12 protein-coding genes and 1 pseudogene are annotated in these 13,920 nt (G+C 75.4%); 3 read left to right on the forward strand and 10 right to left on the reverse strand.

What is annotated here, in order from left to right; all coding sequences use genetic code 11:
- Positions 1-132 precede the first annotated feature (132 nt).
- Complete coding sequence (locus E1264_RS30210; protein ID WP_132178854.1) at positions 133-4,602, reverse strand: cation-translocating P-type ATPase; 4,470 nt, start codon at positions 4,600-4,602, stop codon at positions 133-135.
- A gap of 126 nt (positions 4,603-4,728) precedes the next feature.
- On the opposite strand from E1264_RS30210, the gene E1264_RS30215 reads away from it, so the two are divergent.
- Positions 4,729-5,292 carry a dihydrofolate reductase family protein gene (locus E1264_RS30215; RefSeq protein ID WP_132178855.1) on the forward strand — a complete coding sequence of 188 codons (564 nt, stop codon included), beginning with the start codon at positions 4,729-4,731 and terminating at the stop codon, positions 5,290-5,292.
- 14 nt (positions 5,293-5,306) lie between these two features.
- On the opposite strand, the gene E1264_RS30220 is transcribed toward E1264_RS30215, so the two are convergent.
- From E1264_RS30220 to E1264_RS30230, 3 genes are all read right to left on the reverse strand, one after another.
- Complete coding sequence (locus E1264_RS30220; protein ID WP_132178856.1) at positions 5,307-6,590, reverse strand: DUF6596 domain-containing protein; 1,284 nt, start codon at positions 6,588-6,590, stop codon at positions 5,307-5,309.
- A 17-nt stretch (positions 6,591-6,607) separates the two neighbouring features.
- A complete protein-coding gene (locus tag E1264_RS30225) occupies positions 6,608-7,027 on the reverse strand; it encodes a YciI family protein (RefSeq protein ID WP_132178857.1) in 420 nt (139 codons plus the stop codon).
- A 145-nt stretch (positions 7,028-7,172) separates the two neighbouring features.
- Complete coding sequence (locus E1264_RS30230; RefSeq protein ID WP_132178858.1) at positions 7,173-8,567, reverse strand: MFS transporter; 1,395 nt, start codon at positions 8,565-8,567, stop codon at positions 7,173-7,175.
- 83 nt (positions 8,568-8,650) lie between these two features.
- Here E1264_RS30230 and E1264_RS30235 point away from each other — a divergent pair, with 83 nt between their 5' ends.
- On the forward strand, positions 8,651-9,247 hold the full coding sequence (locus tag E1264_RS30235) for a TetR/AcrR family transcriptional regulator (protein WP_132178859.1): 597 nt from the start codon (positions 8,651-8,653) through the stop codon (positions 9,245-9,247).
- Here the strand turns inward: E1264_RS30235 and E1264_RS30240 are convergent.
- Positions 9,230-9,730: a GNAT family N-acetyltransferase gene (locus tag E1264_RS30240; protein ID WP_132178860.1), complete on the reverse strand. Its 501-nt coding sequence runs from the start codon at positions 9,728-9,730 to the stop codon at positions 9,230-9,232. The two genes, E1264_RS30235 and E1264_RS30240, sit on opposite strands and share 18 nt — an antisense overlap.
- A 100-nt stretch (positions 9,731-9,830) precedes the next feature.
- Here E1264_RS30240 and E1264_RS30245 point away from each other — a divergent pair, with 100 nt between their 5' ends.
- The gene (locus E1264_RS30245; protein WP_207936432.1) at positions 9,831-10,412 is read left to right on the forward strand and encodes a CGNR zinc finger domain-containing protein; all 582 of its coding nucleotides are present in this window, start codon (positions 9,831-9,833) and stop codon (positions 10,410-10,412) included.
- Here the strand turns inward: E1264_RS30245 and E1264_RS30250 are convergent.
- From E1264_RS30250 to E1264_RS30270, 5 genes and pseudogenes are all read right to left on the reverse strand, one after another.
- Positions 10,394-11,587, reverse strand: a complete 1,194-nt coding sequence (locus E1264_RS30250) for an acyl-CoA dehydrogenase family protein (RefSeq protein ID WP_132178861.1) — start codon at positions 11,585-11,587, stop codon at positions 10,394-10,396. The genes E1264_RS30245 and E1264_RS30250 overlap by 19 nt on opposite strands.
- A gap of 3 nt (positions 11,588-11,590) precedes the next feature.
- Positions 11,591-12,652, reverse strand: coding sequence for an acyl-CoA dehydrogenase (locus E1264_RS30255; protein ID WP_132178862.1), 1,062 nt, complete (start codon positions 12,650-12,652; stop codon positions 11,591-11,593).
- Positions 12,653-12,701: 49 nt separating this feature from the next.
- The gene (locus tag E1264_RS30260) at positions 12,702-13,133 is read right to left on the reverse strand and encodes a nuclear transport factor 2 family protein (protein WP_132178863.1); all 432 of its coding nucleotides are present in this window, start codon (positions 13,131-13,133) and stop codon (positions 12,702-12,704) included.
- On the reverse strand, positions 13,133-13,657 hold the full coding sequence (locus E1264_RS30265) for an OB-fold domain-containing protein (protein WP_132178864.1): 525 nt from the start codon (positions 13,655-13,657) through the stop codon (positions 13,133-13,135). Before E1264_RS30265 ends, E1264_RS30260 begins: the two co-directional genes overlap by 1 nt.
- 2 nt (positions 13,658-13,659) lie before the next feature.
- Positions 13,660-13,920: pseudogene (locus E1264_RS30270) on the reverse strand (hypothetical protein); the annotation flags it as partial.

Here is a 13,920-nt window from a genome sequence, read left to right on the forward strand (position 1 = left end):
CGTTGGGGCAGCGCAACCGAGGGGAGCGCTCGGTATCGGCTCCAAACTACTCGGCCCCCCGGCGGCTGTGAAGCTCCGGTTTTTCACCTTTCAACGGGGGCCGCGCGCAGGGAAATCGAAAATGCGATTCGCTCAACGCGTTCCCGCCGAAGGGAGCAGGCGCGGGGCCACGGCGGCGCCGAGGGTCGCCGCCGCCGCGGCCGCGGTGACGATCGTCCAGGCGCCGGGGCCGAGCGGGGTGCAGCCGAAGAACTGGCTGATGCCGGGCGTCTCGACCACCGCGAACAGGGCCGCCGCGGACACCGCGCAAGTGGCGAGCACGAGCGGGCTGCGCCAGCGGGCGATGAGCGTCTGGCCGAGCTGCGCGCCGACCAGCGCGGCCAGGCCCATCGTGGACGCGCGGCGCCCGCCGCCCGGCAGTAGGCCGGTCATCCTGCCCGCCTGCCAGGACAGCAGCGCGGCGGCCGCGGTGGCGGTGCCGCGGACGGCCAGCGCGCGGCGCATGTCCTCGCCGGTGAAGCCGCGGACCGGCGACCCGGCGTGCGCCGCGTCGCCGTCGCTCCCGTCGCTCGCGGGGGTGATGGCGACGGCCAGCGCGGGGAGCATGTCGGTCAGCATGTTGACCACGAGCAGCTGCCGGGTGCTCAGCGGGGCGTTCCCGCCGAGGGCCGTCCCGAGGACGGTGAACGACACCTCGCCCGCGTTGCCGCCGACGAGGATCGCGGCGGCGTCGCGGACGCTGCGCCACAGGGCGCGGCCCTCGCGCAGGGCGTCCAGGATCAGCGCGGTGTCGGGCGCGGTGAGGACGAGGTCGGCGGCGCTGCGGGCGGCGCCGGAGCCGCGCCCGGCGACCGCGATGCCGACGTCGGCGCGGCGGATGGCGGCGGCGTCGTTGGCGCCGTCGCCGGTCATCGCGACCACCCGGCCCGCGCGGCGCAGGTCCTTCACGATCCGCACCTTCTGCGCCGGGGAGACGCGCGCGAAGACCGCGGCCTCCTGGACGGCCGCGAGCCGCTCGGCGGCGGACATCGCGTCGAGCTCGGCCCCGGTGACGACCCGGTCGGCGCCGGGGATCCCGAGCTCGGCGGCGACGGCGGCGGCGGTCGCCGGATGGTCACCGGTGATCATGGTGGTGCGCACGCCCGCGTCGCCGAGCCGCTGCACGGCCTCCTCGGCGGTGGGACGCGGGGTGTCGGCGATGCCGATGAAGCCGAGCAGCGTGAGGTCCCCGACGTGGTCGGCGATCCGGCCGCGGACCTCCTCCGGGTCGGGGACGGGCCGCTCGGCGATGGCGAGGACGCGCAGCCCCTGCCCGGCCAGGCGGCGGAAGGTCTCGGCCGCGGCGCGGCGCCGCGCGGCGGTCATGGGCTCGTCGCGGCCCGCGGGACGGCGGGGCAGGTGGATCCGGGCGCAGCGGGCGAGCAGCACCTCGGGCGCGCCCTTGACCGCGAGGACCGTCCGGTCGCCGTCGTGCCCGAGGGAGGCGGAGAACCCGCGGGTCGTCTCGAAGGGCAGCTCTTCGTGCAGCGACCAGCGGGTGTCCGGCTTCAGCTCGGCCGCGTGGTCGAGCACCGCCCGGTCGGTGGCGTGCGCGACCTGCCGGCCCGGCGGGGGCGGGCAGGCGCGGGCGGCGACGCGCAGGATGCGCCGCCCGCCGTCGCCGGTGAGCGGCAGGGCGCGGGCGGGCCCGGCGGCGCGGACCAGGCGGAGCCTGCCCTCGGTGAGCGTGCCGGTCTTGTCGAAGCAGAGGGTGTCGACGCGGCCGAGCGCCTCGAGCGCGCGGGTGGTGCGGACCAGCACGCCGAGCCGGGACAGCCGCCGCGCCGCCGCGAGCTGCGAGACGGTCGCGACGAGCGGCAGCCCCTCGGGGACGGCGGCCACCGCGACGGCGACGCCGGAGCCGAGCGCCCGGCGCAGCGGCAGCCCGCGCACCATGCCCAGCCCGGTGACGGCCGCGCCGCCGAGCACGGTGGCGGGGAGCGCCTGGTGGGTGAGCTCGGCCAGGCGGGTCTGCATGCTGGACGAGGCGTCCGCCGCCCCGGCGAGCGCGGCGGCGCGTCCCGACTCGGTGGCCTCGGCGGTCGCGACGACCAGGGCGACCGCGGTGCCCGCGACGACCGTGGTGCCCTCGTAGACCATGCAGTGCCGGTCGGCCGGGTCGTCGCCGGGCGAGGGCTCGATGTTCTTGTCGACGGGCACCGACTCGCCGGTGAGGGTGGCCTCGTCCACCTCCAGCGACTCGGCCCACAGCAGCCGGGCGTCGGCGGGGACGACGTCCTCGGAGCGCAGGACGATCACGTCGCCGATCCGCAGGCGTCCGGCCATGACCTGCTCGGCGTCGGCGGACCGCAGGTGCTCGAACGCGTCCGGGCCCGGTGCGCGCGGGGACAGGTCGGCGCCGGGCCGCAGCCGCCGCGCGTGGACCTGCTGCCCGAGGAGCAGCGCGCCGAGCGCCTTCTCCGCGCGCATCCGCTGCGCGCCGCCGATCAGGGCGTTGCCCGCCATGACGCCGGTGACCAGCAGCGCGTCCACGCTGGAGCCGACCACCGCGGAGGCCGCCGCGCCGAGCGCGAGGACGGGGATCAGCGGGTCGTCGAGCTCCTGCCGCACGGCGGCGGCCAGCCGCGCCCCGGCCCCACCGAACCGGGCCGGGCGGTCCTGCGCGGCCTCATCGGAGACGGTGCGCGACAGCCGCCGGACGGCCTCCTCGGCGGTGAACGCGTGCCACGCGTCGCGGACGACGGGCGGCGGCAGCGCGCGGCGGTCCAGCCGCCGTGCGCTGACCGCGTTGGTCAGCATCGCCATGAGGGCGGCCGCGTGCACCGGCGGCACGTCCAGCCAGGGCGTGAACGCGCGGCGGCGGGGGCGGCGGCCCGCGATCAGCAGCGCGCCCAGCGCCGACGCGCTCAGCGACAGCTCCGCGGCGCGCTCGCTGGCGCGCCGCGCGGGGCGGACGGCCGTGAGCAGCCGCCACGCGTCGGCGAGCCCGGGCCCGCAGACCAGGTCGGCGCGCCAGTCGGCGGGGCCGTCCCCGCGCAGGACGCTGACCCCGACGTCGGCGGCGTCCAGCGCCCGGTCCTGCCCGGACGACACGGCCAGCACGACGTGGCCCTCGCGCTGCAGCGCCCGCACCGTCTCCGCCAGGTCGTCGACGGCGACCGGGGTGTCGTCGCCCCAGGCGACCAGCTCGCGGGTGCTGGCGTGCTCGGTCAGGAAGACCACGTCGGCCGCCTGGTGCGCCGCCGACAGCAGCGCCTCGGCGAGCGGATCGAGGGAGCAGCCGACCCGGACGCGGCCGACGCATGCGCCGTGCCCGTCCGTCAGGTCGAGCGTGACGCCCTGCGGGTCGGCGGGGGTGCCGGGCGGGGCGTCCTCTGCCCGGACCAGCCGCCATCCGGACTCGGCGCCGCCGTCCCAGGGGCCCGGCCCGGCCAGGTCGCCGGGGTCGCGGCCCGCGAGCACGTCGCCTGCCGCGCGCCACACGCCCGCGTCGTCCAGGTCGTCGCCGGTGGCGGCCGCCGACAGCAGCCGCAGCTCGCCGTCGCACAGGACGGAGGAGTCGATGACGACGGCGCCGACCCGGTCCAGGCGGCGCAGCGCGGCCGGGTCGAGGAGGACCGTGCCGCGTCCGGCCAGGTCGTGGGCGAGCACGGCGGAGAAGGCCTCCCTGCCGTGCCGCGCCGCCTTGGCCAGGGTGGCCAGCAGCAGGTCGGCGACGGCGGACGCGTCGCGGGTGCCCGCGAGGACCCCGGCCCCGCCGAGCAGGTGCGCGATCGTGGTGCGGTTCCCGGCCTTCTCCACCGGCCCGTCCGGCAGCGGGCACGGCCGCTCGGCCCGGGCGCCGCACTCCTGCGGCTGCCGTCCCGCCGCCAGCACCGGCTCCCGGCGCCGCCAGGCCGCGCGGCGCGCCCCGATCTCGTGGAGCTGGAAGACCCGGTGGACGGCGTCGGTGACCGGCGGGCCGACGCCGTGCCCGGCACCCTGGACGACGGCGTTCGCCACCCCGAGCAGCGCGTCGGCGCGCAGCAGGCCCAGCCGCCGCTCCACGGCCGCCCGCACCTGCGGCATCGAGTCCGCCACCGCGACCGCCGCCCGCACCGGGCTGGGCACCGGCGGGACGGCCAGCAGCTTTCCGGCGACGGCCCCGACGGCCCCGGCGACGTCCGCCGCCAGGGCGGACGTGGCCGCGGCCCATGCCATCTCGTCGTCGGGCGGCCGTGCGTGGGCGTCTTCGTCGAGCCGGCCCGCCCGGCGCGCCTTCTCCACGTCCTCGACGACCTCGACCAGGGCGTCGAGGCTCACGTCGCCTTCCTCGTAGGCCACCAGGACGTGGCCGGTGACCGCGTTGACCTCCGCCCAGTCCACGCCGTCCAGCCGCCGCATCGCCTCGGTCAGCGCACGCACGTACCGCAGGTGCCGCGGCCCCTCGCCCGCCAGGCCGTGCGCCTGGATGTGCGCGCGCCCGGCGTGGGCCCACACGTGCCGCCCGCGCCCCCCGGCGGCCAGTGCCGCGAACGCGTCGGCGGTCCGGGACGCCCGCTCGGCCGCCGCGGCCGGGACGCCCAGCACCGTCCTGGCCAGGGACGCGCCCGGTATCCCCACGACCGCTCCTCCCCCACGGAAACGCGATCCGGGTACCCGCGACCACGCACCGCAAACAAGAGGGATCCCCGATGAGTTCGGTGATCGCGCGCGGTCTATGGGGGAAGGCGTCCAACGGGAGGCAGTATGCGGAAGCTCGTGGTCACGGAGAACATCACGGTCGACGGCGTGATCGACATGGCGGAGGGCTGGTTCGATCCGCTCGCCGAGGACGTCGACCAGTCCGACATCACGGCGGCGACCACCGAACACCGCGAGGCGGCGGACGCGCTCCTCGTCGGCCGGAACACCTTCGAGGCGTTCCGCGGCTTCTGGCCGAACCAGACCGACGACCCGACCGGCGTCTCGGACTACCTGGACGCGGTGCACAAGTACGTCGTCTCCAGCACCCTGCAAGACCCGCGATGGCAGAACTCCACCGTGCTGCGCGGGCCCCTCGTGGACGAGGTCAACACGCTGAAGGCGGCGCCGGGCCGCGACATCGTCGCCACGGGCAGCGTCCGGCTCGTGCACGCGCTGATCGCCGCGGACCTGGTCGACGAGTACCGGCTGTTCGTGTTCCCCGTGGTCGTCGGGCACGGGGCGCGGCTGTTCGAGTCGGCGTCCGTGCGGCTGCGGCTCCTGGAGACGCGGCGGTTCGTCTCGGGGGCGGCGCTGCTGCGCTACGCGCCCGAGAACGCCCGCCCCTAGGGCCTCTGGAGGGGTCAGCCCAGGTCGGCGAGCTTGCGTTCCAGGACCGCGCGTTCGCGCTCGTTGCCGCACATCCGCACGGCGCGTTCCAGCTCGGTGCGCGCCTCGTCGGTGCGTCCGACGCGGGCGAGCAGTTCACCGCGGACGCCGGGCAGCAGGTGCGAGGTCGGCAGCGCGTCGGCGGCGGCCAGCTCGTCCACGATGGGGAGCGCCGCGGACGGTCCGTCCGCCATGGAGACCGCGACGGCCCGGTTGAGGTCGACCACCGGTGACGGCGCGAGCCGCCCGAGCGCCTCGTAGATGAGGACGATGCGCTTCCAGTCCGTCTCGCCCACCGACGGCGCGACGGCGTGGCATTCGGCGATGGCCGCCTGGAGGCCGTAGGCGCCGAGGCCGCGGCCCGCCTTCTCGGCGCGGGCGAGCGCGCCGCGCCCGCGGCGGATCGCGGCGCGGTCCCAGCGGCGGCGGTCCTGGTGCTCCAGCAGGACGGGCTCGCCGTCCGGGCCGGTGCGGGCGGGGAAGCGCGCCGCGGTCAGCTCCAGCAGCGCCAGCAGGCCGTGCACCTCGGGCTCGTCCGGCACGAGCCGGCTCAGCACCCGGGCCAGGCGCAGCGCCTCCCCGGCGAGGTCGAACCGGATCAGGTCGCCGCCGGAGCTGGCCGTGGACCCCTCGGTGAAGATCAGGTAGATGACGCCGAGCACCGAGCCGAGCCGCTCGGCCCGCTCCCCCGCGGGCGGCACCTGGAACGGCACCCGCGCCGCCGCGAGCGTCTTCTTCGCCCGGGTGATGCGGGCCTGCACGGTGGCGGTCGGGACGAGCAGCGCCTTGGCGATCTCGTCGCTGGTCAGGCCGCCGACGACGCGCAGAGTGAGCGCGAGCCGCGCCTCCCGCGACAGCACGGGGTGGCAGGAGACGAACATCAGCGCGAGGACGTCGTCGTCGATCTGGTCCGGGTCCCACAGGACGTCGTCGGCGCGGGCCGGGTCGGCGGGTTCGCCGCCCGCGGCCACGCCGCCCTCGCCCAGGTCGCGGGCGAGGACGGCGTACCGGTCGTCGAGGGCGGAACGGCGGCGGAACCCGTCGATCGCGCGGCGCCGCCCGACGGTGAGCAGCCATCCGGCGGGGCTGCGCGGGACGCCGTCGCGCGGCCAGGTGACCAGCGCCTCGGCCAGCGCCTCCTGGGCGAGGTCCTCGGCGAGGGCGAAGTCCCCGGTGTAGCGGGCGAGCGCGCCCACGATCCGGGCGGACTCGATCCGCCACACGGCGGCCACCGCCCCACGTCCCGTCGGGTCGGCCATCTCTCCGTTCCTCCCGCTCAGAGCTGGCCGGTGGCCTCGCGCCACTCCCGCTCCTTCTTGATCCACTCGTTGTCCTGGGGGAACTCGTCGATCTCGGTGACCCGGCGGATCTCGGTCTTGAAGCCGGGCCCGCTGAGCGGCGTCCGCTTGGCCCACTCGACCGCCTCCTCCTTCGACGCGACGTTGAGGATGTAGAAGCCGCCGAACAGCTCCTTCGTCTCCCCGTACGGGCCGTCGGTGACGACGGGCGGCTCGGACGAGAAGTCGACCACCACGCCCTCGTCGGCGTCGGCGAGCCCCTCCGCGGCGAGCAGCACGCCCGCCCGGATCAGCTCCTGGTTGTACCTCCCGACGGTCTCGATCATCTCGTTGAAGTCGATGTCCCCCATGTTCGCGAAGGCCTCGTCGGTGGCGCGAAAGATCAGCATGTACTTCATGTCTTCGTCTCCCCTCGGGATTGTCCGGGCCCCTCTCCGGGACCCTCTCATCCCTAGGTCGAACGGGGGCCGCCGCGGATCGACACGGCCCCCGAACTTTTTTGGAAACCTCCCCGACCTGCGCCGTCGCCGGGCCCGGCCGGGGTCAGGACGGGCGGCCGGGGGTCAGGACGGCCGCCGCGAGCGCGCCCGCGGCCGCGGCGACGGCGGCGAGGACGAACCCGTCGGTGAACCCGTCCAGCGTGTCGCCGACCAGGCTGGCCGCCGCGACGCTGGAGATCACGGCGGCCCCGATGGACGCGCCGAACTCGTGGAACGTGCTGACGATCCCGGACGCGATCCCGGACTCGTGCGGGGCGACCTGGCCGAGCGCGGTCGCCGACGCGACGACGAACATCGCGCCCGTTCCGGCGCCCGCGACGGCGGTGCCCGCGACGACGGTCGCGGGGTTCATCGACAGGGCGGGGACGGCCATCCCGATCGCGGCGAGCAGCAGCCCGGCGACGGCGAGCGGGCGCGCCCCGGCGCGGGCGATGGCCCGCCCGGTGAGGTTGGCGCCGAGCATCGTCGCGACCGCGACGGGCAGGAACAGCAGGCCGGTCCGCAGGGCGCCGAAGTCCTCCGCGTGCTGGAAGTAGAACGTGCCGAGGAAGAACACGGCGATCATCAGCGCGGTCGCCATCAGGATCAGGAACGTGCCGGTGGCCACGGGCCGCCGGGCCAGGAGCGCGACGTCCATCATCGGCGACGCCGCCGTCTTCTGCCGGATCACGAACGCCACGTAGCCGGCCGCGGCGAGCAGCACGAGCGCGCCGGTCGCGGCGGTGACCCAGCCGTGGTCCCCGGCGCGGATGAACGCGTAGATCAGCGACCCGGACGACGCGGTGACCAGCAGCGCGCCGAGCACGTCGAGCCGGGGACGCGGCACGGCCACCGCCTGGCCCGGCAGCATCCGGGCGAGGGCGGCGAGGATCACCAGGCCGATCGGCACGTTGACGTAGAAGACCCAGGGCCAGCCGGGTCCGGCGGTGAGCGCGCCGCCGAGCAGCACGCCGAGGGCCGCGCCGCCGCCGCCGAGCGCGGACCAGACGCCGAGCGCCTTGTTCCGCTCGTCGCCGTCGAACAGCCGCACCACGAAGGACAGCGCGGCCGGGGACATCAGCGCCGCGCCGACGCCCTGCGCGATCCGGCCGCCGAGCAGGAGGCCCGCCCCGCCGGCGAGCCCGGTCACGAGTGACGCGGCCGTGAAGAGCAGCAGGCCGGCCAGCACCGTCCGCTTGGCGCCGAACAGGTCGGCGGCCCGGCCGCCGATCAGCATCAGGCCGCCGAAGGCGAGGGTGTAGGCGCTGACCGTCCAGGTCACGGCCTGGCGGCCGAGGCCGAGGTCGGTCTCGATGTGCGGCAGCGCGATCGCCACGACGGTGACGTCGAGGATCAGCATGAGCTGCGCCACGCCGAGGAATCCGAGGATGCGCCATCGGAGCGGGTGCGCGGCGCCGTTCTGCGCGGCGGCGGCCGTGCCGTCGGTCTTCTGTGTCATCTCGACTCTCCTTAACTCGTACGACACCGTACAACTTCTGGGAGAGTAACACGTATTCCCGTGTACGAGTTAGGATGTGCGGCATGCCGACCGCCGCTTCCGGACGCCGCCGCCGCGCAGACGCCGAGCGCAGCATCGCCCGCATCGTCGCCGCCGCCCGCGAGAGCCTCAGCCGGGACCCGAACGCCAGCATCGACGACATCGCCAAGGCCGCCGGGGTCGGCCGGATGACGCTCTACGGCCACTTCCGCAACCGGGCCGAACTGGTCGAGGCCGCACTGACCGACGCGCTGCGCGCGGGCGAGGAGGTCCTGTCCGCCGTCGACCTGACCGGCGACGCGCGCGCGGCGCTCACCCGGCTGCTGGAGTCCAGCTGGTCGCTCGTGGCCGAGTCGACGGCGCTGCTGACGGCGGCGCAGGGCACGCTGCCGCCGGGACGCATCCGCAACCTGCACGCCGCCCCGGCGGAACGCGTCGAAGAGCTGATCCGGCGCGGCCAGGATCAGGGCGTCTTCCGCACCGACCTGCCGATCACGTGGCTGGTGGGCGTCATCCAGTTCGTCCTGCACGGGGCGGCGGAGGAGAACCGCACCGGGCGCCTGGAGCCGGACGACACCGCCCGCGTCGTCACCGCGACGGTGCGGTCGATCCTGGCCGTCCCCTCACCGAGCGACCGCTAGCGCACCGAGGGGTTTGGCGTACCGGAGGACCGGGACGGGGACCGTGCCGCCGCCCGAGGTGGGCGCCGCGTAGGTCATGGCTCCCGTGTCGCGCCATCCGTGGAACTCGTAGAAGCGGCGGGCCCGCGCGTTGCCGGGCACCACGGCGAGCCACGCCTCCTCGTGCTCGCCCGCGAACCGCTCCTCCGCGCTGCGCAGCAGCGCGCCGCCGACGCCCTGGCCGCGCGCCGACCCGTCGACCGCCAGCTGGACGACCTCGCCCTCGGCAGGGCCGAGGATGATCATGCCCAGGAGGCGGCCGCCATCGTCGGTGGCGACGGTGGTGGAGCCCGCGTACCTCGTGGCGTGGACGGTGAAGTGCCCGGGGCCGCGGGCGTCCATCAGCTCGGCGGGGACGTGCCCGGCGTGGCCGTCGAGCCACGCCGCGCGCCACATCGGGGCGAGCCTCGGCAGGTCGGCCGTCCCGGCGGGTCGCAGGATCATCGCCGTCACCTTCTCCCGGATGCCTGTCACTGGAATGCACCGTCACTGGCGTATCCTTCTACGACAGTTACACGTTAACCGGGCGGAGGTCACTGGTCAATTGCTCCTAGACAGTTACATGGACGCGGGCGTGCTCGTCGCCGCCGATCTCGTCAACCGGATGGTGGTCCGTCCCGAAGGGGGCGAGGACACGGCCGTCCTGCGCGAGGTCCTGGCCGTGGACCCGCCGTCCGCCGAGCAGCTCGCGCCCGGGCACGTGCCCGGCTTCGCCGCGCTCGCCCGCACGCTGCGTTCCGTCTTCGACGACCTGGCGGGCGGCGACGAGGACGCCGCCGCCGAGCGGCTGAACCGGCTGCTGGCGGCGCACCCCGCCCACCCGCACCTGGCGAAGGAGGACGGGCGGTGGCGCCTGCACCACCACCCGGGCGACGCGCCACTCGTGCCGATGTGGACGTCCATCTGCGCCGAAGCGCTGGCGCGGCTGCTGGCGGGCGGCCACGCCGACCGCGTCGGCTCCTGCGCCGACGGCCGCTGCGGGCGGGTCTTCGTGGACACCAGCCGCAACGCCAGCCGCCGCTTCTGCTCGACCACCTGCCAGAACCGCGTCAAGACCGCCGCGCTGCGCCGCCGCCGCGCCGCCGTCCCCGGGGCTGAACCGGCGGGTCAGGTGCCGCGCGGGTAGCGGGCGTACCGGGGCAGGCCCAGGACGCGCTCGGCGATGATGTTGCGGTGCACCTCGGTGGTGCCCGCGTAGATCGCGGTGCCCTGCGCGAAGCGGTGCGCCCATTCGATGACGCCGTCCTCCAGCGCGCCGTCCTCGCCGCGCCCGATCAGCGCCTTCGGGCCGACCAGGTCGATGATGTCGGCGGAGTCGCGGATGAGCAGCTCGGACGCCAGCACCCGGCCCATCGGCGGCGGGGTGTTGCGGGACGCCTCGACGTCCAGCGCGACCTGCCCGAGCCGGGCGCGGACGAGCGGGTCGTCGATGGGCCGCGTGCCGTCCGCCCGGACGTCCGTCGCGGCCCAGTCGAGGGTGTGCTCCAGCAGCCGCTCCAGCGTGTGGAAGTACGTCAGCCCGGACGGGTTGATCTCCGCGAGCCCGTACGGGTCGTCGCGGCCGATGCCGTGCTCGGCGCGCAGCGGCTCGGACAGGACGGCCCAGCCGTGCCCGCGCGGCCCGAGCCGGTAGTGGTCGGGGACCTGGACGTCGCCGTAGTAGACGACGTTGGTCCGCTCGCCGCCGAGCGTGTGCACGGGCCGGATCTCGACGCCCGGCGAGTCCAGCGGCACCAGGAACATCGTCAGGCCCGCGTGCTTGGCCGCGTCCGGCTCGCTGCGCGCGAGCAGGAAGCTGTACTGGCAGTTCTGCGCGCCGGTGGTGAACATCTTCGAGCCGGAGATCGTCCAGGTGTCGCCGTCGAGGACGGCCTTCGTCCGGGCCCCGGCCAGGTCGGAGCCGGTGTCGGGCTCGGTGTAGCCGAGGCAGACGCACACCTCTCCCCTGGCGATCCGCGGCAGCACGTCGGCCTTGAGGTCGTCGTTGGCGTAGGCGCGGATGCCCGCGACCGACAGGCCGGTCGTGCCCTTGGTGATGCTCGGCGCGTCGCGGCGGCGCAGCTCGCGGTCCAGCAGATGGGCGCGCAGCGGGTCGAGCCCGGCGCCGCCCTCCTCGACCGGCCAGGTCGGGAAGACCCAGCCCCTGGCGCCGAGCGCCCGGTGGAAGGCGCGGTTGTGCCCGGCGCCGGTCTCCCATTCCTCGTCCAGGACGTCCTGGGTGAGGTGCTCGTCGAGGAACTCGTCCACCTCCTTCACGAAGGCGGTGAGGTCCTCGTCCAGTTCGAGCACGCTGAAGTCCATGTCTCAACTCCTCACGCGGTCGGCGAGCAGGTCGCCGATGGCGGACAGCTCGGCCCTCGGGTCTCCGGCGAGCACGCTCCAACCCTTGGCCCGGCGGAAGTACAGCTGGACGTCCGACTCGACCGTGAACCCGAAGCCGCCCTGGACGTGCGTCGCGACGGTCACGGCCTTGGTCGCGGCCTGGACGGCATAGGCGAACGCCATCGGGACCAGCTCGCGCCGGTCGCCCGGTTCGTACGCGGCGTACCAGGCCGCCTTGCGGGCGAGGTTGCGGGCGCCGACCACCGCCGTGTGCGCGTCGGCGAGCGCGTGCGAGATCGCCTGGAAGGCGCCGATGGGCGTGTCGAACGCGGTGCGGTCCTTGACGAAGTCGAGGCCGAGCGCGAGGGCGCCCTCGCCGAGCCCGGCGAGCGCGGCGGCGGTGAGCAGCTTCCACTCGCGCACCGCGCCGTCGTACAGCTCGCGCGCCCTGTCGCCGTCCGCGAGGACCACGCGGTCGCCGGAGGAAGGACGCCACCAGGCGATCGGGGCGCGCCCCTGGTTGCCGACCGGGGGCCGCGGCTCGGCCGCGTCGTGCAGGACCAGCTCGCCGCCCGCCAGCGCGATGACCGCGCCCGTGACCGCCCCGGCCGGGACGAGCTGTGCCGCGCCGCCCGAGTCCGCGGGGCGGAGCGCGAGCGTCGGGAACCGGCCGCCGCCCGCCGCGCCCTCGATCCAGGGGCCCGCGGCGTCCGGCGCCGCCCGAGCGAGCAGCCGCAGCGCGACGGCCGCCTCGATCAGCGGGACGGGCGCGACGTGGCGGCCGAACGCGCCCGCCACCAGGGCGAGGTCCAGGACGGACGCCCCGCCCCCGCCGAGCGCCTCGGGGATCCCCATGGTGACGGCGCCCGTCTGGGCGAGGGAGCGCCAGAGCTTCTCGTCGTATCCGAGCGGCTCGGCGTCCCGCACCCGTGAACCAGGGCTCTCCCGGAGGAAGAACTCGGCGAAGACCGCCTCGACGTCCTGCTGTTCCTCGCTGAGCGTGTAGTCGTTGCGTCTGAGCTCCGGGCGGCGCGCTGTCTGCACGGCATCTCCTTCCGGTCGCCTAAAATCTACCAGTCGTCTGGTAGTTTGCCTAGCCGGGGGCGGCGCGGCCGTCGACGGCGACGCGGCGGTGCGCGAACAGCCAGCGATCACCGATCAGCGCGTATTCGTCCAGGTAGCGGCCCCAATGGTCGAGGCCGTGCGGCATGAGGACCTGGAAGTAGCTGCGGCCCTTCGCCCGGTCCTCGCCCAGCAGGTCGATCTGGTGGGTGGCGGTGAAATGCCGGACGTAGGGCGGGACGCCGCGCGCCCGCGCCGCGGCCCGCCAGCGCTCCCCGGTGCCGGTGAAGATCGTGGCGATCTCCTCGCGGCCCCGGAAGGTGCGCCCGTCACCGACGTCCATCGTCGCGTCCGGCGCGAACAGCTCCAGGAGGTGCTCGAACCGCCCGCTGTCGCCGTTGGAGTTGTAGCGGGCGACGAGGTCACGGATGCTCTCCCGGGCGGCCGCTTCCCACGGTTCCATCAGGGTGCCCGCCACGGGGTGTGCTCGGGCGGCTCGTCGCTCAGCCGGAACTGCGGGAGCGCCAGGCCGTCGCCGAGATCGGTGAAGCAGACGCTCACGCGCAGGCCGATCGCGACGTTCGCCTCGTCCTCCGGGCGGGCCGGGTCGGCGCCGTCCACCAGGTTCGCGATCTTGCGCAGCGAGACGGACTCGTCCTCGGCGCCGCCGCGCCACGGGACGCCGCGCTGCTCGTCCAGCTCGACCAGCACCACCGGGTACGGCACCCAGTCGGCGAACGCCGGGTTCACCGCCCGCGCGACGATCTGGTAGCTGTAGATCACCCCGGTGCCGGCGACCGGCCGCCACTCCCACTCCAGGCCCGTGCAGAACGGGCACGCCGCGCCGATCTGCCCGCGCATCAGCCCGCACTCCCCGTTCGTGCAGCGCTGGACGACCAGCTCGCCGCGTCCGGCCGCCTCGAAGTACCCGCGATGTTCCGAGCCCGCGGGATCCGCCGCGATGTCGAAGCCCCTGTAGACCGCCACCGCTACCTCCTCATGATCAGCGCGCTGGACACCGCCGGGGTCCCCCAGCCCATGTTCATCGCCAGCTCCACATCCCGGACCTGGCGGCAGCCGCCCTCGGCGTAGTCGTAGGTGTGCCGCCCCTCGCGCCAGCCCGGGCAGGAGTCGTCGGCCTGGTGGCGCAGCTGCCGGACGTTCTCGACCACCAGGTTCATGCCGTGCGTGTAGCCCTCGCAGAGCTGCCCGCCGCTGGTGTTGTTCGGCCGCGCCCCGCCCAGCTCGAT

The organism is Actinomadura sp. KC216 (assembly GCF_004348535.1).
Taxonomy (GTDB): domain Bacteria; phylum Actinomycetota; class Actinomycetes; order Streptosporangiales; family Streptosporangiaceae; genus Spirillospora.

Excerpts from the sequence above, each read along its gene's own strand:
- E1264_RS30215 (WP_132178855.1), top strand. The coding sequence starts at position 4,729 with ATGCGGAAGCTCGTGGTCACGGAGAACATCACGGTCGACGGCGTGATC.
- E1264_RS30220 (WP_132178856.1), bottom strand. The coding sequence starts at position 6,590 with ATGGCCGACCCGACGGGACGTGGGGCGGTGGCCGCCGTGTGGCGGATC.
- E1264_RS30225 (WP_132178857.1), bottom strand. The coding sequence starts at position 7,027 with ATGAAGTACATGCTGATCTTTCGCGCCACCGACGAGGCCTTCGCGAAC.
- E1264_RS30230 (WP_132178858.1), bottom strand. The coding sequence starts at position 8,567 with ATGACACAGAAGACCGACGGCACGGCCGCCGCCGCGCAGAACGGCGCC.
- E1264_RS30235 (WP_132178859.1), top strand. The coding sequence starts at position 8,651 with ATGCCGACCGCCGCTTCCGGACGCCGCCGCCGCGCAGACGCCGAGCGC.
- E1264_RS30240 (WP_132178860.1), bottom strand. The coding sequence starts at position 9,730 with ATGATCCTGCGACCCGCCGGGACGGCCGACCTGCCGAGGCTCGCCCCG.
- E1264_RS30250 (WP_132178861.1), bottom strand. The coding sequence starts at position 11,587 with ATGGACTTCAGCGTGCTCGAACTGGACGAGGACCTCACCGCCTTCGTG.
- E1264_RS30260 (WP_132178863.1), bottom strand. The coding sequence starts at position 13,133 with ATGGAACCGTGGGAAGCGGCCGCCCGGGAGAGCATCCGTGACCTCGTC.